General features: G+C 48.9%; 14 protein-coding genes. 4 read left to right on the top strand and 10 right to left on the bottom strand.

What is annotated here, in order from left to right:
- Positions 1–5: 5 nt before the first annotated feature.
- The 8 genes from BP71_RS11510 to BP71_RS11545 form a co-directional block, all read right to left on the bottom strand.
- Positions 6–2462, bottom strand: coding sequence for an ABC transporter permease (locus BP71_RS11510; protein WP_496379258.1), 2457 nt, complete (start codon positions 2460–2462; stop codon positions 6–8).
- Positions 2463–2819: 357 nt separating this feature from the next.
- A complete protein-coding gene (locus tag BP71_RS11515; protein WP_496379260.1) occupies positions 2820–5210 on the bottom strand; it encodes an ABC transporter permease in 2391 nt (796 codons plus the stop codon).
- 46 nt (positions 5211–5256) lie between these two features.
- The gene (locus BP71_RS11520) at positions 5257–7641 is read right to left on the bottom strand and encodes an ABC transporter permease (protein WP_496379262.1); all 2385 of its coding nucleotides are present in this window, start codon (positions 7639–7641) and stop codon (positions 5257–5259) included.
- Positions 7642–7652: 11 nt separating this feature from the next.
- Positions 7653–10007, bottom strand: a complete 2355-nt coding sequence (locus tag BP71_RS11525) for an ABC transporter permease (protein ID WP_496379264.1) — start codon at positions 10005–10007, stop codon at positions 7653–7655.
- 68 nt (positions 10008–10075) lie between these two features.
- A complete protein-coding gene (locus BP71_RS11530; protein ID WP_496379266.1) occupies positions 10076–12436 on the bottom strand; it encodes an ABC transporter permease in 2361 nt (786 codons plus the stop codon).
- 94 nt (positions 12437–12530) lie between these two features.
- The gene (locus BP71_RS11535) at positions 12531–14963 is read right to left on the bottom strand and encodes an ABC transporter permease (RefSeq protein ID WP_496379268.1); all 2433 of its coding nucleotides are present in this window, start codon (positions 14961–14963) and stop codon (positions 12531–12533) included.
- A 12-nt stretch (positions 14964–14975) separates the two neighbouring features.
- Positions 14976–15581 (bottom strand): hypothetical protein, encoded by a 606-nt coding sequence (locus BP71_RS11540; RefSeq protein ID WP_496379270.1) that lies wholly within the window; start codon positions 15579–15581, stop codon positions 14976–14978.
- 140 nt (positions 15582–15721) lie between these two features.
- A complete protein-coding gene (locus tag BP71_RS11545) occupies positions 15722–16399 on the bottom strand; it encodes an ABC transporter ATP-binding protein (RefSeq protein ID WP_295934228.1) in 678 nt (225 codons plus the stop codon).
- On the opposite strand from BP71_RS11545, the gene BP71_RS11550 reads away from it, so the two are divergent.
- Complete coding sequence (locus BP71_RS11550) at positions 16399–16845, top strand: four helix bundle protein (RefSeq protein ID WP_496379272.1); 447 nt, start codon at positions 16399–16401, stop codon at positions 16843–16845. The genes BP71_RS11545 and BP71_RS11550 overlap by 1 nt on opposite strands.
- A 62-nt stretch (positions 16846–16907) precedes the next feature.
- On the opposite strand, the gene BP71_RS11555 is transcribed toward BP71_RS11550, so the two are convergent.
- The gene (locus tag BP71_RS11555) at positions 16908–18155 is read right to left on the bottom strand and encodes an efflux RND transporter periplasmic adaptor subunit (protein WP_496379274.1); all 1248 of its coding nucleotides are present in this window, start codon (positions 18153–18155) and stop codon (positions 16908–16910) included.
- Between the two features lie 374 nt (positions 18156–18529).
- On the opposite strand from BP71_RS11555, the gene BP71_RS11560 reads away from it, so the two are divergent.
- The gene (locus BP71_RS11560) at positions 18530–19900 is read left to right on the top strand and encodes a sigma-54-dependent transcriptional regulator (protein WP_496379276.1); all 1371 of its coding nucleotides are present in this window, start codon (positions 18530–18532) and stop codon (positions 19898–19900) included.
- 85 nt (positions 19901–19985) lie between these two features.
- On the top strand, positions 19986–21932 hold the full coding sequence (locus tag BP71_RS11565) for a glycoside hydrolase family 127 protein (RefSeq protein ID WP_496379278.1): 1947 nt from the start codon (positions 19986–19988) through the stop codon (positions 21930–21932).
- Between the two features lie 35 nt (positions 21933–21967).
- Here BP71_RS11565 and BP71_RS11570 read toward each other — a convergent pair whose 3' ends face one another.
- Entirely contained in the window at positions 21968–22885 is a 918-nt protein-coding gene (locus tag BP71_RS11570) for an LEA type 2 family protein (RefSeq protein WP_496379280.1), read from the bottom strand.
- Between the two features lie 217 nt (positions 22886–23102).
- Between BP71_RS11570 and BP71_RS11575 the strand changes: the two genes are divergently transcribed.
- On the top strand, positions 23103–23645 hold the full coding sequence (locus tag BP71_RS11575) for a YciE/YciF ferroxidase family protein (RefSeq protein WP_496379282.1): 543 nt from the start codon (positions 23103–23105) through the stop codon (positions 23643–23645).
- Positions 23646–23657 lie beyond the last annotated feature (12 nt).

The following is a 23657-nucleotide window of genomic DNA, read 5'->3' on the forward strand; positions in this document are numbered from 1 at the left end:
GTTCTTTATTCGGTTTTCAAAGATTTCACAGGATTGGTCATGGCTGCACGGATGGCCTGTGTGCTGACAGTCAGGACCGCGATAGCGACCGCAAGAACCCCGGCACCGGCAAACATCCACCATTGGAGGCTGATTTTATATGCAAAGTCGTTCAGCCAGCGGTTCATCAGATACCAGGCCAATGGCGTTGCGATTACAATGGATATCACAACCAGTTTGAGAAAATCTCTGGATAAAAGCCTTACAATACTCACTACAGAAGCTCCCAGTACTTTCCGGACACCGATTTCCTTGATGCGCTGTTGTGCCGCAAAAGCTGCCAGACCAAATAATCCCAGACAAGAAATCATGATGGAAATAATGGTGAAGGCGTTGACCAGCCGGGATGTCCGGGCGTCAGCAGCGTAGTTGTTCTGAAAATCTTCGTCCAGGAAACTGTATGCGAAAGGTTCGTCCGGAACAAGGCTCTTCCATTTACTTTCGATAAATGGAATTACGGTAGCGGCATCCTGCCCGTTGACATGCGCGATCAGGTAGTTAAAATCCGTATTGGCATTGAGAAAGAAAGCATAAGGCTCAATTACCTTGTGCAGGTCCTGGAAGTGAAAGTCCTTCACCACGCCCACCACCTCCACCGCTCCGGGCGTGTCTTCTCCCCGGTTAAAATGGAACTGCTGCCCCACAGCTTTTTCGAGCGGGATGCCAAATTTCCGCAATGCGGCTTCATTTACCACGATTTTGAAATTGGTATCAGCCGGAAACTGTTTAGAAAACATGCGCCCCGCCACAAGTTGAAAGCCCATGGTTTCCATAAAATCCGCGGCGACCCAGTTTGTTTTGAGCAGATTATCCTCATTCACGGTTTGGCCGGGTAGGAAAACCGACATATCACTCGGATTCAGTATACCCGGGTAATAGGCCGTCCCGGAAGCCGAACTGATCCTGCTATCCTGTATCAGTTCGTTCCGGAGGGCAGTATACGCATGCCGCGACTCTACGCTTCGGAACGGGATCACAATCTGCTGGTCCTTGACAAAACCCAACGGCTGCTCCTTCATAAATCTGATCTGCCCCTGTATAACGATCGTGGCTACGACGAGACCTATTGAAATCACAAACTGGAACACCACAAGTCCCCGGCGAAGCGCAGTGGCCGAAACCGAATTGACAAACCTACCCTTGATCACATCCAGCGGATTGAACACCGAGAGGTAAAATGCCGGATAACTACCTGCCAGCAAACCCGTAATGAATGCCAGCAGCACAAATCCGGCAATAATGGTCGGCTGCATAAGATCGTTTATGTCCAGCGCCTTATCCGCAAGCCCATTAAATAGTGGCAGACAAAGTACTACCAGCACAACAGCAATCAGCAAAGCCAGGAATGTCAGTACCATGGATTCGCCCAGGAACTGGCCCACCAAGCCGCTTTTGTTGGCGCCCATTACTTTACGCAAGCCTACCTCCGCTGCACGTTTGGCTGAACGGGCCGTGGCAAGATTCATGAAATTGATACAGGCGATCAGCAATGTAAATACGGCAATACAGGCCAGGACATATAGATAAGTAGGGCTCGTAGTGGCTGTTACGATACGGTCTATCTGGCTGAACAGGTGAATATCGCGCACAGGAAGCAGGGCCAGTTTTTTGTCAAAACCGGCAATTTTCAAATCCTTGCGCGCATACTTTTCAATGAATGCGGGAAGTTTCCTGCTGAACTCGTCGGCATCAGTACCCGGGCGGAGGCGCAGGTAATGATAGAACATATTGTTATTTGTAAAGTTGAGATTGGGCTGCCGAAGGTAATCGCCGATCCAACCTGCTTTCAATGAGACGAAATAATGGGCATCTATATGTGAGCGGTGGCTTTCATCCCGGAATACACCCGTCACTTTGAAGTTTTCATTATGGCCGGTCTTCCCTCCGACTTTGATGATCCTGTTCAATGCCGATTCGCTACCGAACAGCTTTTTCGCGAGCACATCCGACAGGACAATGGAATGCAGGTCGTTCATCGCAGTCCGCTGGTCCCCTTCCAGAAACTGGTAGGTAAAGACATCAAAAAAAGTAGAATCGATATGAGTCCCCTTGGTTTCATAAAAGGACAGCGGGCCTTTTCCCGGCAGTTCAACCGTAAGCAACGCTTTGTCTTCCAGGAAGTTTTGCCAGAGGCGTGTCACCTGAACCACCTCAGGGTATTCAGCTTTGACCGCCTGTGCGTAAGGTGCCGGTGCACGGGGATTATCCATTTTCTCTCCATTCGACTGCACATTCTCGCAACGCAGCAAATAGAGGTCGTTGACATGCTCCTGATGCTTGTCGAAGGAGACTTCGCTCAGAATATAAAGGAGCAGGAGCATGCAACAGGTCATCCCGACCGAGAGGCCGAAGACGTTGATAGCAGAGAACATCTTGTTTTTCAAGATATTCCTCCACGCGATTTTCAGATAGTTTTTGATCATGGCTGGTAAAGTGGACAAAATCCGGATTGAATAATTGTACCAACCCAACACAAACTCACTCAACTAACTCATTTACAAATAATTACCACCAACAATAACGAACAAGAGTGTCCGCATTCGGACACTCTTGTTCGTTATTGGACTGAAACGACTTAGTGCAACAGTGGCTCTTGTCTGATACTACGGATTCGGATGATATTTACTGTCAAATTGACCTCGTCGATATAGTAAGTAATATGAATTTTATGGATTTCAAGGGCCGGGAATCTTCAAAAAGACCGGCTACATTAATGAACGTAAAAACGCACGGAACACAATTTCGAACTAATTCCTGAACATGGCAGTGCAGACAGACAACTATTCGCTTTTTAACGATTTTACAGGGTTCGTCAATGCAGCCCGGATGCTCTGGTAGCTGATCGTCAGCAATGCAACGGCCACCGCACCGGTACCGGCGGCAAAAAACACGAGCCAGCCCATTTGAATACGATACTCAAACCCTTCCAGCCATTTTTGCATAAAATAATACCCTACCGGCGAAGCCAGCACGATAGCCACCAGTACTAACCGGACAAAATCGATGGACAGCAATGCGACAATAGAGCCTACCGACGCACCCAATACCTTGCGGATCCCAACCTCTTTCGTCCGTCGTTCCGCTGTAAAGGTCGCAAGTCCGAACAATCCCATACAGGAAATCACTACGGCAACGATCGTGAATGTATTAAAGAGGGTTGCCGTGCGTTCTTCACTCTTGTAAAGCCTGTCATAAGTCTCATCAAGGAAGCTGTATGAAAGCGCGTAGTCGGGGACCTGTTTGTTCCATATTTTTTCAACCGCCCGGATAGCCTTCGCCTCCTGCCCTGCGGCTGCCTTAACATACAGGCTGCCTTTCCAGATTTTATCCTGAAACAGCACCAGCGGCTCTATTTTATCACGAAGACTTTTGAAATGAAAATCCTTGACCACCCCGACGATGACCCCTTTATTTCCCCTGAATTCAAACCCTTGCCCGATGACCGGTTTCGGTATGTTCAATTTCTTCACCGCAGTTTCATTCAATATCACATTGTTCAGATCAGCGATATTACCGGCTCCAAACCAGCGTCCATCCGCCATTTTGAGATTGAACATCGGAAGAAAATCACTTTCCACCGGAATCTGGTAAACGGTCGGGATGAAATCCTTCGGACGGCCCCGCCATTCGTAAGAGCCGGAAGAACTGCTCGCGATCTGCACGATATTTTGTCCGGCAATCGTAACATTCGTAATACTCGATTCCCGCTGCAACTCAGCTTTGAACGCCTCCGTATCGGCGTTCCCCCTTGCATTACCCGGAATCCGGAATGTAAAAACATGCGCCCGATCGTAGCCCAGCGCTCTCTCGCGGACAAATTTCATTTGCCGGTACACTACCAGCGTCGAAATCAGGAAGACGATCGTCACCGCAAATTGTACCACTACAAGGCCTTTCCGGAAGCTGCCAGTCGTAGAACCCAGAAGCTGATTGCCCCGCAGGATCTCAAACGGCTTGAAGGACGACAGCAGCAAGGACGGATAAATGCCTGTCAAAACAATTGCCGCCACGGTCGTTCCGGCCAATACATACCACCAGGAGCGGTCCGAGAACGACAGTTCGAACGCTTTCCCGGTCAACTCGTTGAATTGGGGCAACAGTAAAAAAACCAGGCAGACAGAAAGTACGAGTGCGAGCAGGCAGGTCAACACAGATTCGATCATGAACTGACCAAACAGGTGGGAAGAACCAGCTCCCAACAGTTTTTTGACGCCTACTTCACGCGAGCGGACACTCGCGCGGGCAGTGGTAAGATTGACATAATTAATGCAGGCCACCAGCAAAATAACTACGGCAAGTCCGAAAAAGATATACACCGTTCTGTGGTCCCCCTTACTCTGCGCCGCCCCCTGGATATCCTTGTTGAAATGCATGGCTGTCAAGGGCTCGACTTCCAATGTGGTATTGGTGGAGGGCTTTCCGTTGTCGTCTCTTTTCAGATTAGAAACAATGCGGGTCAGTTTCTTGCTCGTTTGCGCCCAGTTCGTTCCCGCACGCCCCACGAGGTAGGTTTCGTAATTGAACTGGTTCCAGTTATTGTCGTTGTCAAAATTTTTGGGATTCGCCCAATATGCGCCCATCGGGAGGATATAGTCAAACTGAAAACTGGAATTCGCCGGGTTATTCCGGTAAACACCGGCCACCACGTAGTCCAATGTATCGATCCGGATCGTCCTGCCGCTGACATCCGAGGTCCCGAAGAGCATTTCAGCCCTTGCCTGGGTCATCGCAACGTTTCGGATGCCCGAACGCAGCTGCGCCCCTGAGCCTGAAATAAATTGATAATCAAACACATCAAACCAGTTCGGATCGACGTACACCATATTTTCCGCATTCACTTTTTTCCCATTTGCCCGGATCGTGGTATTGCCCGCCGGAGCCTTTCGCGTAACCGCCTGGATTTCTGGAAGCCTTTTTGCCTGGTCGGCCAGCAGCATAGGCGTGTTCGACCAGTGCCATGTTTCCTCATTACTGATTTTCAGGTGCGTTACTACGTGTCCGGTTTGCTGCGCTTTGGCATGATAGGCATCAAAATTCAGCTCGTTTTGTACCCACAAAAGGATAAAGACGGCAGTGACCATTCCTCCTGTCAGCCCCAACACATTGAGTGCCGTGAACAGACGCGACGCCAGCAGGTTCCTGATTGCGATTTTCAGATAATTGTAAAACATGGGTTCGGGTAGTTTTGTAAAAAAAGATGATCGCTAACTTGACATTTTATTCACTCCTGAGCGATTGCACCGGGTTCAGCATCGCGGCTCTGATACTTTGATAACCTACCGTTAGGATCGCGATCGATATCGCCAGAATAGCAGCCAATGCAAAATACCACCACGAGATCGATATCCGATAAGGGAAATCCTGTAACCATATGCTAGCCCCATAGTAGGACAACGGCAGTGCTATCAAGATCGAAATCAGTACCAGCTTCACGAAATCCATTGACAACAAAGCTGTAATGCTCGCTACCGATGCGCCCAGCACTTTACGGATGCCAATTTCCTTGACCCGTGTTTCGGCATTAAATGTCGCCAGTCCAAAAAGACCGATACAGGAAACAAAAATTGACAACAGTGCCGCAAGCGTGATCATCTGCTTCCATTTTGCCTCCGATTCGTACCGCTTCAGGTTGGCTACGTCCTCGAATTTGTATTCAAAAGGCAGGTATTTGATATGTCTGCGAAAAGTCGCCTCGATGGCTTTCATTGTAGCCGGAATGTCCCTGGTGTCGAGCTTGGCAAATACGGTGCCCAGACGGTAACCGGGGTCCTGGGTTAGCAGCAAAGGTTTGATCGTATCTTTCAGAGAGGCATAGTGGTAATCCCGGATCACGCCGATCACCTTCATTTTTTTGTTCTTCCAGTCAAAGTTGATCTCCTGCCCAACCGGGTCCCGCCAGCCAGCCTCCTTCACAAATGCTTCATTCACAACCACCGACTCCTCGGGGTCAGTGGAATAGGTTTTAGAAAAGTTCCTGCCTTTTACTAAAGGTATCTGTAATGTACTGAGGAAATTGTCATCCACGCCGATGTATCCAAAGCCAATGCTCTGGTCGCCGATCTTGGCACCTGTGCTATTGTAATTACCATTAAACCCGGCCACAGAAGCAACGCCGGGAATACTTCTCAGCTCATGCTGGATTACCTCCATGATCTCCTTACCGGGCCCGCCGCGTCCCAATCCAAAGCTCACCAGATTTTCATCATTGTAGCCGAGATCCTTGCCCGTCAGATATCTGAACTGGGAGTAGATAACAATTGTACCGATCACCAGGCAAACCGACAATGCAAACTGGAAAATGACCAGGCCTTTGGTGAGGTAGTTTTTTTGCGTCAGTTTCGTCCGGTTATAGAGCGTCTGGACCGGACTGAAACCAGAGAGTACCAGCGCAGGATAAACACCCGCGACCAGTCCTGTTGCGGCAAACAATGCGATGTAGCCGGAAACCAGTCCGGTATCCAGCAGGTACGACAAGGCAAGCTGCTTATTGGCCAGTTCGTTAAATACCGGCAACACCAGCTGGGTAAGCGCGATAGCCAGTGCGAATGCAATGAACGACAGCAGGAACGACTCTCCCAGGAACTGATAAATGAGTTGTTTGCGAAGGCTGCCCACCACTTTTCTTATCCCTATTTCCTTCGCACGATTGAGTGAGCGCGCAACCGTGAGGTTCACAAAGTTGATGCACGCGATCAGCAGGATAAAAATCGCGATACCGGAGAGGATATATGAATAAATGGGGCTGCTGGCATGATCGAGCCCATTGCGCATATCACCGCTTGCAGTGTTCAAATGCATATCCAGAAAAGGGAGCAGATCAAAAAAGTACCGCTGTTTAAAATCCTTGATTTTACCGATTTCCTCGGCAGATTTGGAACGGAACACCTGGTTCATTTTCGGTACCACAGCACGATAATCGGCCTTGTCATGCAGCAGCACAAACGTGTTCATGTAAAAGCCCAGCCATTCTTTGTCCGTCCAGCCTCTCGACTCCTGAAATTTGAACGGCAGTACGGCGTCGAACTGAATGGATGAGTTTTCCGGGCAGCGCTTCGCAACGCCGGATACCACGAAAGGCTCGAATTGGTCATCGATTTTCAGGTTCAGCGTCTTCCCTACCGCATTTCTGGTTCCGAAATATTTCTCTGCCAGATCCTCACTCAAAACGATGGAATGGATGTCCGACAAAACGGTTTTGGGGTCACCGGAAAGCAGCGGCATTGAAAAAACCGAGAAAAACGGTTCATCCGCGAAGAGGACATCTTCTTTCAGTACCTCATTTCCCTTTTTAACCACAAAAGAATTGCTCTGTGCCCGGATCACCTCCTTGATCTCCGGAATCTCCTGCTTAAACCCCGGGCCATGGACTGCATTCGTGCTACCCATGGTACGCGTCTCCTTCTCATCGGACATCCTGACCGTAATGCGGTAAAGCCGGTCCTTGTTCTTCTGAAAGCGGTCGAAACTCACTTCATCCTTCGTGTAGAGGACGATGAGCATACAGCAGGTTAAGCCCAGCGAGAGTCCTGCGATGTTGATCATTGAAAAAATCTTATTTCTTGTAAGATTTCGAATGGCGATTTTGAGATAGTTCTGAAACATGGCCCGTCAGTTTATTCGTTTTTTAAGCTCTCAACCGGATTGGCAAGAGCCGCTTTAATACTCTGAAATCCTACCGTCAGCAATGCAATGGCTATGGAAGTCAATCCCGCTGCCAGGAACATCCACGGCTGAACTGTAATATGATATGCAAAATTCTGAAGCCACTTATCGGTAAGGTACCAGGCGAGCGGAAACGCCAGCACCAAAGCTAATGCAGCCAGGCGTACGAAGCTGCCCGACAACATGAGGGTGATACCCGCGACAGTCGCCCCTAATACCTTCCGGACACCGATCTCCTTCGTCTTCTGCGTGGTAACAATGGCTATTAACCCGTACAGCCCCAGCATGGAAATTATCACCGCGAGTATCGTGAAATAGTTGAATATCCGCATGCGTAGCAGATCATTCGCGTAGAGTTTATCGAAAGACTCATCGAGGAACGCATAGCTGAAAGGATAACCGGGGAAATGTGCTTTCCAGAGCTTCTCTACCTCGGCCAGATTTTCGGTCCGGAGGCCTATCGTAACCGTACTGGCGGGAAAAGTATTGTAAATCATCACCACCGGCTCGATTCTATTGTGCATCGAGCGGTAATGGAAATTACGGGCAACGCCGATCACCTTACCCTTATGTCCGAACCCTTCGATCTGCTGTCCCACCGCATTTTTCCATCCTGCCATTTTCACAAAGGCTTCATTGACGATAAATGCTTCCTGTTCATCCGTTTTGAATGATCGCGAAAAGTTCCGGCCTTCACGCAGCTTAATGCCGAGCAATGGGATCATCTCTTCATCGATAAACATATAATTGCTCATCAGCTCCCGTTTCTTCTCCTTTCCGCTGATCAGGGTGCTCGCACCCGGCAGGATGCTTTCCGGATGCATGCCGCTACCGACCGATACCGCGGCGATATCCGAATGCCCTCTGAGGGCCTGTACAAACGGAGAGATACTCCTTCTTGTGAGTGTATCCTCCTGGCCGGGCAGAAATACCGTAGCCACCTGCTCCCTGTTGAAACCCGGATTACGATCGTGCAGGTATCTCATCTGACTGTAAACCACAATGGTACCGATCAGCATCACCGCTGCCAATGCAAATTGAAATACCGTAATGCCCTTACGCAGCACAAGCCCTTGCACGGATTGCGAGAACCGTCCCTTTAATGTTTTGACCGGATCGTATCCTGAAAGGATGAATGCAGGATACGATCCCGCCAAAAATGTGGATAACAACAAAACCCCGCAGATTGCCGGCGCGTGGACGAGCAGGTCAAACCCCAGGTCAATATTCAACATCGTGTTAAAAGCCGGCTCCGTCACAGCGACAATCAGTACAGCTGCGGCACAGGCAAACAGGTTGACAAGAAAAGCATCGGCGAGGAATTGGATGACAAGTTGGCTTTTACCGGCTCCAATCACCTTGCGCATCCCTACTTCCTTTGCACGATCGGCTGCTCTCGCGGTAGACAGGTTAATGTAATTCAATAATGCGATCACGAATACAAACACGGCCAGCACCGAGAAAAGATAGTTGTAGGAACGATCGCCCTTGGGCATATCGGCCAGCTTGCCCTCGCTGTAATGCACGTCCCGAAGCAGCTCCGTCTGAAAATGCAGAGACCAATCGGAGGCCTGGGCGGCCTTGAATTCCTGCCGGATATAGCGCTGGCTAACCGTGTGTAATTTTTTGTTAAAATCCGCAAGCGAAGGCGCCGAGCGAAAAAGCACGAAGGTATAATTCGGAAAATCGTCCAGCCAGACCTTTTCACCGGAAAAATCTTTGGACAGCAACGCTTGGATTTTCATATCCGAATTGCTTGGCAAGTCCTTCATGACGCCGGTTACTTCATACCGTTCCCGGTTACAGATAAAGCTCTTGCCTAGTGCCGGCCCTTTGAAGTACTTTTTTGCCAGTTCTTCGGTCAGCACTGCCGCATGGGGTTGTGCCAATGCAGTTTTGGCATTCCCTTCCAGAAAAGGATAACTGAAAATCTCAAAAACACCTGGCTCCGTATAGTAGACATTTTTTTCGGATACGGGTTGTTCCCCAAGCTTGAAAACAGCATCCACCGCCTGAAGCCTGACCGCGTTCGCAACTTCGGCAAAATCCTTTTTCAGGAGATCCGCCAGCGGAGACGGACTACTGGCAATGGCCATATCGGTTTCCGGGCCCGTCAGACGTGAAGTAATGCGTGCAATTTTGCCCGCGTTACCGTGGTAGCCGTCATAATTTTGCTCATGCGCGACATACAGGTACATCAACAGGCATGCTGCGATACCGAGAGCAAGGCCAAAGCTGTTGATGAATGTGAAAGTCTTGTATTTGAAAAAATTACGGAACGCGACTTTCAAATAGTTGAGAAACATAAGCAAACAGAGATTATTGCGGCCGAGGCAGGCCCACCGGCCATCGGCTGCCAGTGAATGTGGGCAGCCTACTCGCTTTTGAGGGATTTCACCGGGTTCATTAGTGCAGCCTTAATGGCCTGAAAGCTCACCGTAAGCAATGCGATCATCAGGGCAGCGATGCCGGCCAGGGCAAAGTACCACCATTCGATACTGATCCGGAACGCATATTTTTCAAGCCAGCCGTTCAGGAAATACCAGGCAATGGGAAAAGCAATGAGCGCGGCTACGCCGACCAGTTTCAGGAAGTCGCCCGACAACATGCCTACCAGATTGGTCACACTCGCGCCAAGCACCTTGCGCACACCGATTTCCTTAGTACGTTGCTCTGCTGTAAATGCAGCGAGTCCGAACAGCCCCAGGCAAGAGATAAAAATGGCGAGGAAAGCGAAATAATTAGATAGTTTACTCACGACGGTTTCAGCTTTGTACAGGTTGCCAAACTCCTCGTCCGCGAAATGATATTTGAATGGCACGCCCGAATTGTAAGTCCGGAATACCTTCTCGATGCTGGCAATGGCCTGCCTGGTTTTGCCTGCCTCTGTCCGTATCATCCCTACACCCCACGCTTCATTCTTAGGTTGAAGGCTGACGATCAGGGGTTCTATGGGCACATGCAGCGATCCGATATGAAAGTCTTTCATCAGGCCGATGATCTTTCCTTTTTTTCCCCACATCGTCAGTTCCTTACCCACCGGATCTTTATAGCCTATTTTCTTCGCGGCGGCCTCATTGACAAGGTAGTTGGAAGTGTCGGTGCCAAACGACGGACTGAAATCGCGGCCATTGATAAGCTTAACACCCATTGTTTTGATAAAATCAAAACCCACCGGATTTACATTGAACAGCAACTGTTTGGTAGTATCCTTGCCGGGCCAGCTCACGCCCATCGTGGAACTACCGTAGTTGAGCGGGCTTGCCTGCGAACGCGCCACGGACTTGATACCCGGCTCACTTTCGAGCGCCTGCTTGAAAGCATCAAAATTGGTCCCCATCGTATTCTCCACGTCCGGAAGATAAAGCAGGTTTTCCTGACTGAAACCAAGGTTCTTATGCTGGATATATTCAATCTGCCTGTAAATGACAATCATCGACAGGATTAGCAGGATCGACAGACCAAACTGAAATACGACCAGCCCCTGCCGGAAATAAGTTGCACTGGGTTTGAACTTCAATGCTCCCTTAAGAATGGTCACCGGGTTAAGCGACGACATAAACAATGCCGGATAACTACCGGCAACCAGTCCGGTGACAACGGTAAGGACCAGCAACAGTCCGAGAAACGAAGGATCCAGAAAATCGAGCGAAAGCCGTTTATCTGTCAGCGTATTAAAACCCGGCAGCAGTACAACCACAATAACGATGGCTACCACGAGTGAGAGTACTGTAATAAGAATGGACTCACCCATAAACTGACCGATCAGACTGCTCTTATATGCCCCAACGACTTTTCGTAGCCCCACTTCCTTGGCCCGTTTCACCGAACGGGCGGTTGCCAGGTTCATAAAGTTGATACAGGCGATAATGAGGATAAAAACCGCGACGATCGTGAACATGCGGACATATTCAATCCGGCCGCCATTCTGTTTACCGGCGTCCCATTTTGAATAGAGGTATGACTTGCCATAATTGATCAGGAAGAGCTCGACATTGCTGTCCTTGTTTTTGGTTTTGACGTAATGTTTGATTTTCGCATTCACTTTGTCGATATCGGCATTTTTCGCCAGCATGACCGCGCACCGGGGACCATTGTTACCCCATTCCTGCGCCCATTTGGCACTTTTGATCCAACGGTCATAATTCATCAGGAAATCGAATTTCATAGAAGAATACCTTGGCATCTCTTCCAGGATACCGGTTACGACTACGTCATCCTTATTGTCGATGCGGATGGCCTTGCCCATCGGGTCCTGGCCTTTGAAGTATTTGTCGGCAATTTTTTGGGAAATCACTATACCGTCCGGCCGTTTCAATGCCGTCGCCCGATCACCCGCTTTCAGTTCGAAGGAGAACATTGTCAGAAAGTCGCCCTGCACATACCGGCCCTTTTCATTATCGTACACATTTCCTGCACGGAAAACCGGAGACACTTCCCAAAGCAGCTGGCTGGCTTTCTCGATCTCGGGGATATCCTTTACTATATTCTGCGCCAGAATACCGGGTGTTGCAGGATAGGTATTGATGGCGCCGGAATAATATTGGTTTTCCATTACCGAATACAGGCGCGCATCATGCTCGTGAAACCGGTCCATTTTGATTTCGTCCTGCACCCACAACATGATCAGTAAGCTGCAAGCCATTCCCAATGCAAGACCCAGAATATTGATGGAGCTAAAGGTCTTATTTTTGAGCAGATTCCGCCAGGCGATCTTCAAGTAATTCTTAAACATAAGAAACAGGGTTATGGGTTGCCAGTTCAGTGGGCAACCAGTCTTGTGTAAGTGATTATCGAGATAAATGCCAAAGGCCGAATTGTACCAGCTACTATTCCGACTTCAGCGACTTCACCGGATTCATTAATGCCGCTTTGATACTTTGAAAGCTCACCGTCAGCAATGCAATGAGAACTGCCAGCAAACCGGCCGAAGCGATCATCCACCAGGAAACATCGATGTGATAGGCGAAATCGCTCAGCCAACGATTCATGGCAAACCATGCGACAGGACTACCGATGACGATAGCAATGATAATCAGCTTCAAAAACTCCCTGGACAGCAATGCGACAATGTTGGAAACACTCGCACCCAGTACTTTTCTGACGCCGATTTCTTTTGTGCGGCGTTCCGCGGTATATGCTGAAAGTCCGAACAGTCCAAGGCATCCGATCATGATAGAGATGGCAGCAAATGTGATGAATATCTGCCCGACACGCTGTTCACTCCGGTAAACGTTATCAAAATCTTCATCCATAAACCCATAGTTGAACGGTTGCCCGGGTGCCACTTTCTTCCACAATGCTTCCACCTGGCCTACAGTACGCCCCATATCGCCCCCATTCAGCCTAAATACGACTGTACCGCTGCTTTTATAGAGGATCAGGCTCAATGCGCCTATGTTTTTTCGCAGAGATTCATAATGGAAATTCTTAACGACTCCAATGATGGTATAAATTACCTTCTTCTGCAGTTGAGCATCTTCAAACCCGAATATCTTCTTTCCGATCGGGTCGGCATATCCCAACACTTTTGCCGCATTTTCATTGATAATTATGCCCGTCGAATCCGAAAGAAAATCCTCCCGGAAAGGGCGTCCTGTTTTCATTTCGAGTCCAAGCGTTTTGACAAAATCATAGTCAACTGCCCATTTCTGCATATTGATTCCCTTATCTTGCTGGATCTGACCGACAGGGAAGAAAGTATGATCGGTACGGGCCGACGGTGTGGGCAGAAAGCTGCTTACGGTACCGCTTTCAACATTGGGGATTTGAAGAACCTGCTCTTTGAATGCCTTGACCTGATTATCCAGCGCATAAGCATCGTGTACAATCAGCATTTGTTCTTTATTGAAGCCTAGTTTTTTGGTCTGGATGTAGTTCAATTGCTGGTAGATCACGCCTGTACCAACAATGAGCATCATAGAAATCACAAACTGGAATACGACCAGCACATTGCGAAGATAACCACTCCCCTTCCCTTCCAGCTCAATTGTATTTTTCAGGACTTTCAAAGGCTTAAATGCCGAAAGAAAGAATGCCGGGTAGCTTCCTGCAAGAATGCCGACAACGCCGCCGGTGACCAACAAAATCAACCAGAACCACAAATTGGCGATCGGGAATTCGATCTCTTTGCTTGCCAGATTGTTAAATAAGGGCAATGCGAAATAAGCTAAGAGAATGGCCAGTGCCAATGAGAAGAAGCTGAGCATGACCGATTCCGTCAGGAATTGGCTTACCAGCGCTGAACGTTCCGAACCCAGTGCCTTGCGAACACCAACTTCCTTGGCTCGGTTGGCCGAACGCGCAGTGGCGAGATTCATAAAATTGACACAGGCAATCGCCAGCAGAAATATCGCTACAACAGCGAAAATATAGACATACTGAATATTACCATTGACATTGATTTCCGCAGTCCGATCGGAACGCAGGTGAATGTCAGTAAGAGGTATTAAGGTGTACCGCAGGTAATTTCCCGACTTGCGGACTTCGTCCAGGGAAGCGCCCAGAAAGCCTCTGATCCACTTGTCAGTGTATTTCCTGAGAATTGTTTCAAAATTCTGTTCAAACTGCTGCGGGTCCACTCCTTCCCTGAACAATACATAGGTATTGTAATTGTGGCTCCCCCAGTCATTACGCCGGCTATCTTCGTAAGAACTCATAGAAAGCAACATGTTCACATCCCGCATATGCGAACGAGCGGGGATGTTCTGCATTACACCCGTTACTGTAAACGTCTGCTCACCGTCGATCAGAAGGGGTTTACCAACGGGGTCTTCGTCACCAAAGTACTTTTGCGCATCCCGCTCCGAGATCACGACCGTGTTCGGTTGATCTAAAACCTGAGTTGGGTCGCCGGACAACAGTTTGACCGAAAACAATTCAAAAAAGGTTGAGTCCGCATAAAACACGTGCTCTTCTTTGAGGTTTTCGGTGGAATTGCTCCGTCGGACAAGCTGGCTTCCATTTTCACGGATCCGCACAACCTGTTCTATCTGCGGATAGTCTTTTTTCAACGTGAATGCCAACGGGTCGGGTGCTACGGCCAAAGACATATCTGCTCCTCCGAAACGGATATCCGAATTGATGCGAAAAATGCGATCTGCATGTTCGAAAGATCTGTCGAAGCTCAGCTCATCCACTACGTATAGTGTGATCAGCAAACAACTCGCCAGTCCCAGCGACAGACCGAATATGTTCAGAAACGAGTAAAACTTATGTTTACGCAGATTCCGCCAGGCAATTTTCAGATAGTTTCGTAGCATATTAGCCTTTGATTACATTTCCATCCCTTTACCGGGAAGTCCTATCTCGCTTTCGAAAGCGTCGATGATTTTTGACCGCTCTTTCTCTGATTTTTCGATAGCATCAACGGTCTTCTCATAGATGTATTCATCTCCATTTTTCATGAAGCGGTATTTAAGGAACATTTCGCCGGTCTCCGGATTATACCTTACGTGCTTGGAATAGCCTTTCGGATCAGCTGCAACGGGCTCCTTCATAAAGCCTTTCCCCGAAGAGACCATCTCCGCATTGACCTCATTGGAGGAAAAAGCCAAGGATTCCGGCACTGTTGGAGCGGGAGGTTTCGGCAGGTCCGCTGAAACCGAAGCTTCGCAGCGTGCTTTCGGCACCGGCAAGTCCAGATTTCCGGAACTTATTGAAGTGAGTACCTGCTCGCGCAAGGCCTCACGCTCGTCTTTGTCCAGGCCCTCCACATCAAACGATTTGTTGAAATCGACTTCTTTTCCGTCGATTGTTCCGGTTACTTTGATGGTGAGTTTTTTACCATCGTCGTCGATACTTCTGCTGAGGTGCGCCCTTTTCTGGGCAATGGCCAGCGTACTCGCGCCGGCCAATAGGATGGTTAGGATTTTCTTCATGGTTAGATTTGGCATATTATTAAGACTAGCTATGGCCAGACGGCCCGACTGCACTACTAAGGGACAAGGTCCCATTCAAAATTTCGTTACAAAGCCTGCCGTGCGACAGTTGCAGCTAGTCGCCAATCACCGGAGGGTTTCTAAACATGTATTTTCTCAGTCACGATCTTACCGTCGAACAGATTGACGATGCGATGCGCAAAGCCTGCGTCGTAGGGTGAGTGCGTTACCATCAGGATGGTCGTTCCGGCACCATTCAGCTGGCTGAGCAGATTCATCACCTCTTCACCATTCTTGGAATCGAGGTTACCTGTAGGCTCATCCGCCAGGATTGTTTTGGGAGTGGCAACCACCGCGCGTGCTATGGCCGTACGTTGCTGCTGCCCCCCTGAAAGCTGCTGCGGAAAGTGATTCCGGCGGTGCATCATGTTCATGCGTGTCAATGCCGCTTCCACTTTTTCCTTTCGTTCTGCGGGAGGTGTTTTCAGGTAAAGCAATGGCAGCTCAACGTTTTCATAGACCGTCAGCTCATCGATCAGGTTAAAGCTCTGGAATACAAAGCCGATGTTGCCTTTGCGAATCTGTGCGCGCTGGCGTTCCGACATTTTGCCCACTTCCGTGCCGTAGAACTCATAGGATCCTTCGCTGGGGTTATCCAGCAGGCCCAAAATATTCAGGAGGGTGGATTTCCCACAACCGGAAGGGCCCATAATGGCTACGAATTCGCCATCTTTCACTTCCATGTCGATACCGTTCAGGGCGGTGGTTTCTACTTCCTCAGTAGAAAAGATCTTTTGCAGGTTGCTAATTTTAATCATTGCTTGAATGCTTTGGAGGAAAGGGAGTAAGGAAGAAAGGGAAAATCAATATTATTGCCCTCATTCTTGCTTCAATCCTGTTGTCTATATCAAAAGTTGAAAAATTCGAAGATTTAAAGATTTGGCAGGATGGGGTCGCCTTATCCATCCATGTTTATCAGACGCTCGAGGCATGCCGCGATTTTAATCTCAAAGATCAGATGTGCCGAGCAGCTGTGTCGGTTCCTTCTAACATTGCTGAGGGTTTCGAACGTCATTCTAACAAAGAGTTTATACGTTATTTACGAATTGCAAAAGGTTCTTCTGGTGAGCTGCGAACTCAAATTTATATCGCTCTGGGAATAGGCCTGATTTGTCAGGATGCAGGAACGGAACTCATTTCCAAAAGCCACCTGTTGTCCGCAATGATCCAAAACCTAATCAAAACGAGAGAAACAAACTTCTGAGGCTCTGTCCAATTAATTTCTCAAACGTTCCTCCCTCTTCTCCTTCCTCCCTTTCTCTCCCATTAAAATTCCAGCACTTCATTATCTCCAAAGTTCTCGTAAGAGCTGGTAATGACCTTCTCACCGGGTTTCAGACCTTCGAGTACTTCGAAATATTCAGGGTTTTTACGTCCCAGTGTAATCTTGCGTTTTGCAGCGCGCTTGCCATCTTCCCCGACGACATACACCCAGTTTCCGCCTGTTTCTGAGAAGAAACCACCCACCGGCAGCAATGTAGCCTGTGAGGGCTGACCAAGCTGCAGACGGATCGGAGCCGACTGCCCTCTTTTGATCAGTTCAGGAGCGCCTTTATCAAACTGCATATCCACTTCGAAACGACCGCTGAGTACTTCCGGATATATTTTAATGATCTTCAATCCGTAGTCCTTGCCGTTAAATTCCATAGATCCCTGGAGACCGGCGAAAATTCTCGAAATGTAATGTTCATCCACGCTCACACGCATTTTAAACCCGTTCAAATCGTCGATCTGCCCGATATTCTGCCCCTGGTTGATGTTCGATCCTACTTCCACATTCATCGAGGACAACAAGCCGGACACCGGTGCTTTTACTACCAGGTTATCCAATGTCTGGCGCCAGAGGTTTACGTTTTTCTGTGTGCTGGCCAACGTTCCTTCCAACTGCGTGATCTGCATTTTGGCATTTTCTTCCTGGTATTTCTGCGATTCTATTTCGATCTCCCGCTGTCTGACCAGCTTTTCGTAATCACGTTTCGTTTTCAGGTAATCGGCCTCCGGAATGACTTTATCCTTAAAGAGCTTCACATTCCGCTCGTGTGCATCTTTGGCCTGATCCAACTGGAAATCGAGATCGCTCAATGTCTTTTGCAGTGTAAAGCGGGCCACTTTGAGGTTCTGCCGGGTGTTTTGAAGATCGTTTACCAATCGGCTGGCTTCTGTTTCCGATTGGAGAAAGCTCAGTTTCAGATTCTGGTTTTCCAACCGGAGCAATACATCGCCCTGCTTCACCATATTACCGCCTTCGATCAGTTTCTCCGTCACATATCCACCCACGATCGCATCCAGCTGGATGGTTTTGAGTGGCTGAACCACACCGGTTACCACGATGAATTCATCAAACTTGCCTTGCTTCACAGTCGATACAGTCAGTTTGTCCTGCTCGACATTCAGCTTGCTGCGCTTGTCAGCAAAGAAAAATTGATAGACCAGGAAGGCAACCAGCAAGGTACTGCCGGCAATGATGCCGATGCGTTTGGTACTCCAGAATTTCTTGGGTTTTACTCTGTCCATTGATGATCCTCCGGAAAATCCGTTGCTAGTGCTCGTAGAGTTAGGTGTTTTAACTTCCATTATATGTCAGTGATTGAGTTCGCCTTTGTAATTGCTTTTCACTATCCAATCACTATGCCAAAGAAGACAACGCTATCTAATCATTTGAAAATCAACATATTTTACATTAACTAAAACGCTTTTGTTGTCCGTTATCGGACAAATTTGTTCGGGCGCGGACAAGCCCTTTTTTGCAGTCTTTTTCAGGTAAAATAGTGACATTTTAGCTTGTTAGGAAATAATATTTAAAATTGCATCCTTATCTTACCAAACAATTCCTTTTCCACCTTATCCGGCCGTGTTAACCCGCCTGCGCACCACAAGAAAGAACAGCCATGCTACTCTCTGAAGCCAAAATTCTGATTATCGACGACGATGTTGACGTACTCAGTGCCGCTAAACTCCTGCTGAAACGCCACGCGAAAGCGGTAGATATAGAAAAGAATCCCCAGAAACTCCCTTTTCTGGTAACGAACGGCGATTACGGCCTGATCCTGCTGGACATGAACTTCACCCGTGACGTGAACAGCGGCAGGGAAGGCTTTCATTGGCTCGACCGGATCCTGGACATTAATCCCGCCGCCAAGGTCATCATGATCACAGCCTATGGCGATATTGAAATGGCGATCCGCGCGATCAAAGCGGGCGCGATCGATTTTGTGCTCAAACCCTGGGAAAACGAAAAACTCCTCGCCACCATCAGCGTTGCCCTGGAAGGCGGGAAGGATAAAATAGTACCGGTTCACGAAGACAAATCCAAAGAAGACAATAAGAAGAACAACAAGGCAGCATCCGACGCCATCGTCGCCACGAGTGACAGCATGCGCCAGGTTTTGATGACCGCCGAACGCGTTGCGGCTACCGATGCCAACGTGCTGGTTCTTGGTGAAAACGGCACCGGAAAGACGCAACTCGCCAGGCATGTGCACCAGCATTCCAAACGCGCCGACAAGCCGTTTGTGGCGGTAGATCTCGGTGCCATCAGCGAAAGCCTTTTTGAAAGTGAGCTGTTCGGCCACGTAAAAGGCGCATTTACCGATGCGAAGGAAGACCGCGCCGGCCGGTTTGAAGAAGCCAAAGGAGGCACCATTTTCCTGGACGAAATCGGTAACCTCACTTTGTCCCTGCAGGCAAAGCTTCTCACCGTTATCCAGGAGCGCAAAGTGACGCGTGTAGGCTCAAACAAACCTATTCCACTGGACGTCCGCCTGATTTGCGCAACGAATATGAATATCGAGAAAATGGTAGCCGAAAAAACTTTCCGCCAGGATTTGCTCTATCGGATCAACACCATCGAACTGGACCTGCCGCCGTTGCGCGACCGGCCCGAGGATATCAGTGCCCTGGCAGAATATTATCTCAAACAATACGCGAAGAAATACAACCGCCCTGTTAATGATATCAGCAATGCACTGGTCAAAAAAATGCAGCAATACAACTGGCCCGGGAACATCCGGGAATTGCAGCATGCCGTAGAGCGGGCAGTGATCCTTTCCCAGGAAAAAACTTTGCAACCTGATGACCTTTTCCTCAAAAGTTCAGCCGGCCAGCCCGCCACGGCGACAGGCTTCGATTTGGAGGACATGGAAAAAAACATGATCATCAAAGCCCTCAAGAGATTCAACGGAAACATTACCGATGCAGCCCGTGAGCTGGGATTGAGCCGCGCAGCACTGTACAGACGAATGGAGAAGTACGGCCTCTAAGTCGGAGAATCCCTGTTTGTTCGGGAGGATTGGCATGTTTTTTGGGCTTTTTAGCCAAATTACATACAATCTTCCTTTTTTGCCGATGATCCGATCACTCTGCCTGTTTGCTTTCACCTGTCTCCATCACCTGCTTTTTGCTCAAACAGCCTCCATCGTACCAGTACCGCTCAAGAATGTTAAAACCACCCAGGGATTCTGGCATGACCGCGTGCAACTGGCCAGGCAGGTAACCGTTCCGCACGCCTTGCACCAATGTGAGGAATCGGGCCGGTTCGATAATTTTGCCGTGGCCGGCGGGTTAAAAAAGGGAACGTTCAAAGGTACCCGTTTCAATGATTCGGATGTTTTCAAAGTAGTGGAAGGAGCAGCATACGTACTTCAAAACAGCTACGACCCCAAACTGGATCACTATCTGGACAGTCTCATCACCCTCTTCGCCGCTGCCCAGGAGCCCGACGGCTACCTTTACACGATCCGCACCATCAACAAAGACACCACCGGCTCCTACGACTGGATCGCCGGCCCTTACCGCTACTCTTTTGAAAACGGCAGTCATGAACTATACAATGTCGGACATCTCTATGAAGCAGCTGTGGCGCATTACGAGGCAACAGGCAAAAAGTCGTTGCTGAATGTGGCCATTAAAAATGCGGATCATCTGGTGAAAACCATTGGTCCCAAACCGGGTCAAATGGTAGTGGTTCCCGGGCATGAGGAGATCGAACTGGCACTCGTGAGGCTGTACCGGGTGACTGCAAAAAAAGAGTACCTCAACCTTGCCAAGTTCTTCATCGATATGCGCGGACGTTCCGACAAGCGCACGCTGTTTCTGGACGAGCATAAGCTCGGCCCCTCCTATTTTCAGGACCAGGTGCCGTTCGTACGCCAGCGCGAAGCGATGGGTCATGCGGTACGCGCACAATACCTGTATACAGGCGTCGCGGACCTGCTCACGATCCGGCCAGATCCCAGCGACCATGCAGCCGTGCATGCGATCTGGGAAGACGCCACCTACAAAAAACAATACGTGACCGGCGGCATGGGTGCGCGCGAAGACGGAGAAGCCTTCGACAAGTCCTATGTGCTGCCTAATGAAAATGCCTATGCCGAAACCTGCGCGGCTATTGCCAACATGTTCTGGAACCATAAAATGTACCTGCTGACCGGTGAGCCCAAATATATGGACGTATTTGAACGCGTACTTTACAATGGTTTTCTGGCCGGCATGGGTGTCAAAGGCAATACGTTTTTTTATGTCAATCCCATGTCCTCCAATGGTGTGAACGACTTCGGTAAGGGCTCAGGTGCCGTGCGGCACGAATGGTTTGGAACTGCCTGCTGCCCTACCAATGTATCAAGATTCCTTCCTTCGATGCCGGGCTATATGTATGCCATTCGGGACAACTCATTGATTATTAACCTATTTGTCGATTCCAAAGCCAGCATCTCTATTCAAAACACACCGGTCGAGGTGGCACAACAAACGCAATATCCCTGGGAAGGCGATATCCGGATCCACATTGATCCCTCGAAAACCATCACATTCCCGTTACAGATCCGCATTCCCGGCTGGGCAACGGGTGAAGCGATTCCCGGAGGCTTGTATAATTACGAAGACAAACTGGCAAAGCCTGTATCAATAGCCATCAACGGAAAGAAAATTGACGCAGCGGTGGAAAAAGGCTATCTCACATTGAACCGCGCATGGAAAAAGGGGGATGTCGTGACATTGCAGCTCGATATGCCGGTTCGAAGGATTGTTTCCCATGCGAATATCAAATCCAATCAGGGGAAGTTGGCCATCGAGCGCGGACCGGTTCTGTATTGCGCAGAAGGACATGACAACGGAGGCAAGGCGCTTTCCATCAAAATATCAGGAACACAGGACTTTACACCCGAATACCGGAAAGATCTATTGGGGGGCATTCAGGCGCTGAAATCAAAAGAGGGCAGCATTACGCTTATTCCCTACTACGCCTGGGCCAACCGGGGGGCGAATGAAATGACAATCTGGTTCGACCGCCAGTGAGTGATAACGGCTTCGGAGGCTCCGAAGCCGTTATGTTATTTTTTCTGCATATTTTTTTGAAAAGACTCAATATCCTTCAACTCCCCATCCATGATCAGATTCATTTCACTCCCGTTCAGGACCTCATTTTCCGAAACGATCCTGCTTTTGAAATAAAATGTAAATGGCAGCTCCTTTCCCTGGCCGATCAGTTGCCCGGCAGCTTTAATGACTTTTCCAAGGCTAACCGACAATGGTATTTCGTAAATATCCTGACTGTGTCCCTTCACTTGAGTGATACCGGCAACCTTACCTTCCGCAAATCGCTTTTGCTTCCCCAGATCCATCGCATAAACCGGATTTTTGAATTCCAGCGAAAACTGGTTACGGTTGGTCACCTCGATCTTCACAACGATATCTGATTCTTTTAAGCCCAGTTTTTTAAAATCATAGCCGGCCATTCTGACCTGTGGCAGACGATACAGCGGCAGCCGTTTGTCGATGGTCAGCCGTAGCGAGTCTTTACCCAGAAATGATTTTTCAAAATAGAGCACTGTTTCAAACTGATAATCGGCGCTGTCACGCCCTTGGGCTGCCTCCTGATCCCCCTCTTCCCGCAGGTTACGAATCTTCACTTTGGCCGGAAGCATAAGCAGGGAGCTGTCTGCTGCCCCGATGGTCAATGGCTTTCCGTAATGGTCTTCGATAATGGTCCGTCCATTCATTCGCACGACGAAGTTCAGCTTTCTCACATGCATCCCTACGGGAAGTGGGTTGTGCACCAACGTTTTGAGCTCCATTTTGAGAGTACTGTCAGTCACGTCGCTGATGTGTGAAATACTCATGTCTACCCGGGGCTTCAGTCCCGATACGAGATCAGGATCGGCTTTTTTGAAAAAATACCAGGTCGCGAATGCAATGCCCAGCAGCAGTAAGACCACAATCGTCCATTTCAAATGTTTCCTGTTTCTCATTGGTGTCATCCGGTTATGACGGCCAACCCATAAAAAGCATTCCCACCGTTTTCCCGCCCGCGCCACACGTATATGTGTAGGAATGTCTTCATGTTGCAAAGCATTCGGCACCATTTCACGCTGTGCGGTTGTGGTACGGCTTTTGGAAGAAAGCGCGCGATCGAGTGGCTGCCGCCATTCACCTGTTCAACAACCACAACCATTTAAAATTACGATCATGAAAGCGACGAAAAGCAAAGCTACAACCAAACAAATCACCGAAACCGATAGCGAAAAGTTGAAAGAACTGTTTGTAGACGGGCTTAAAGACCTTTATTGGGCAGAAAAACAGCTGGCCAAAGCACTTACCAAAATGTCTAAGAATACCACTTCCGAAGAACTTAAAAGTGCATTCGAACAACATACCTCCGAAACCGAAGAACACGCAAACCGTTTGGAAGAAATTTTCGGTAAGATCGGAGAAAAAGCACAGGCAAAGAAATGCGCTGCAATGGAAGGGCTCATCGAAGAAGCCAACGAAATTATCGAAAGCACCGACAAAGGCACTATGGTACGCGACTGCGGACTGATTATGGCCGCGCAAAAAGTGGAACACTATGAAATTGCATCCTACGGAACATTGCGGAACATTGCCCGTACACTAGGGCATGCCGATGTGGCCGATATGCTGCAACAAACGCTGAATCAGGAAGGGGAAACGGATCATAAACTGACCGAGCTGGCAGAAGCCTATGTGAATGAGGAAGCCAGTGCAGAGTAAAAAGGCTGATTA

The organism is Dyadobacter ginsengisoli DSM 21015 (assembly GCF_059568735.1).